This is a genomic window from Photobacterium sanguinicancri (assembly GCF_002265265.1).
In the GTDB taxonomy this organism is placed as follows: domain Bacteria; phylum Pseudomonadota; class Gammaproteobacteria; order Enterobacterales; family Vibrionaceae; genus Photobacterium; species Photobacterium sanguinicancri.
Genome location: NZ_NOIF01000339.1, coordinates 1 through 1,815, shown reverse-complemented (window position 1 = coordinate 1,815; position 1,815 = coordinate 1). Strand labels below are relative to the sequence as shown.

Below are 1,815 nucleotides of genomic sequence, written 5' to 3'. Positions count from 1 at the left end.
ATTCATAGGCTTTATTTTTTAATAACTAAACGATGTCGACAGTTTTTTGCTTCTGTTGTGTGCCTATTTCCGCTTTGGATAAAATATCAACAGAGGCTTTCTCTGCAATCATGATTGTTGGTGCATTTGTATTTCCTCCAACTAATGTTGGCATAATAGAAGCATCAACAACACGCAATCCAACTAAGCCGTGTACTTTTAATTCGCTGTCTACAACCGCCATATTATCAGCCCCCATTTTGCAGGTACCTATAGGGTGATAAATAGATTCTGCTTTACGGCGAATAAATGCTCGTAATTCGTCATCTGACTGAACGGCTTTACCAGGATAAACTTCTACTCCACGAAATGCATCAAATGATTTCTGTGCAAGTATTCGACGTGATAACTTAATCCCTTTCAGCATCACTTCAATGTCGTCAGGGTGAGATAAATAACCTGCATGAATCCTCACCGCATCGTGAGGATTGGTACTCGCCAGCGATAACCAGCCACGACTCTTCGGCCTTAAATTACACACATGTAACGAGTAGCCATGACGGACTGTTTGCCATAAATTCAAGCCATGATTATCAAGAAAGCAAGGGGAGAAATGAAACTGAACATCTGGCTCAGACAGATCGGGCGATGTTTTAGCAAAACCACCCGCTTCTGCAATATTGGTGGTGAAATTACCCTTTCTAAACAGTAAATAATCCACCGCTCCTTTTAAGGAACGTAGCATGGCAACGGGGGAAAAACCAACAGAATGGAAGGTTTTCTCTCGCGTCACTACCAATGTATCTAGATGATCTTGAAGGTTTTTACCAACCCCAGGTAAATGATGAAGGCAATCTATACCTAATGCTTCCAATTCCGTTTGATCACCAATGCCTGATAACATCAGTAATTGCGGGCTGTTGATTGCACCTCCACTGAGTATGACCTCGCGCTTCGCATTAACAACATCACGCTTTCCATCCTTTTCATACTCCACCCCTACAGCTTGCTTCCCATTGAACAAGATTTTGGTGGTTAACGCATCGGTAATAACCACTAAGTTAGGTCGTGTTTCGCTTGGACGTAAATACCCCACTGCAGAACTACAGCGTTGCCCATTAATTTGGGTAACTTGATAGTAGCCAACCCCTTCTTGGCCTACTCCATTAAAGTCTGAATTGTAATAGTGGCCCGCTTGTTTGGCTGCAGCAACAAAAGCAACTGACAACGGGTTTTTTACGCGGAGGTCATCAACATTAAGTGGCCCACCAATACCATGGTAGGCATCTTCTCCTCGTACTTGGTTTTGTGCTTTCTTAAAATAAGGAAGCACATCATTGTACTTCCAACCTTTATTACCAAGACTGGCCCAATGATCATAATCCCAAGCATGTCCTCGGATGTAACACATGGCATTGGATGCACTACTACCACCAAGAGTCTTACCACGAGGCCAAAATAGCTGACGGTTGTTCAATTCACTTTCTGGGTCTGTGTAATAACGCCAATTCATTTTCTTTGAATGCATCATGCCTATTAAACCCAAAGGTACATGCACTAAAAAGCTAGTGTCTTTAGGCCCTGCTTCAATTAGACAAACCTTTATTTTAGGGTCTTCAGATAAGCGGTTTGCTAATGTGCAACCGGCAGAGCCAGCACCCACAATGATATAGTCGAACATTATTCTTTCTCCATCCTTGAAAAGCGCCAGCTCATTCTCTTGTTGTCGATTAATTAATAATAGATGAATTCTAATTTCTTTTTGATCAATGTCTGCTTTATCTTTGAATTAGAGTGAAAACTCGATATGAAACAAATTTAAAAGGTGATCTATTT

The 1,815-nt window shown here is 41.5% G+C and carries 1 protein-coding gene; it reads right to left on the bottom strand.

The window, feature by feature from the left end; all coding sequences use genetic code 11:
* Positions 1–25: 25 nt before the first annotated feature.
* Positions 26–1,660 carry a GMC family oxidoreductase gene (locus tag ASV53_RS23835; RefSeq protein WP_094958968.1) on the bottom strand — a complete coding sequence of 545 codons (1,635 nt, stop codon included), beginning with the start codon at positions 1,658–1,660 and terminating at the stop codon, positions 26–28.
* Positions 1,661–1,815 lie beyond the last annotated feature (155 nt).

Bases quoted from the DNA above. Each gene is read 5' to 3' on its own strand.
- ASV53_RS23835 (WP_094958968.1), bottom strand. From the start codon at position 1,660: ATGTTCGACTATATCATTGTGGGTGCTGGCTCTGCCGGTTGCACATTA.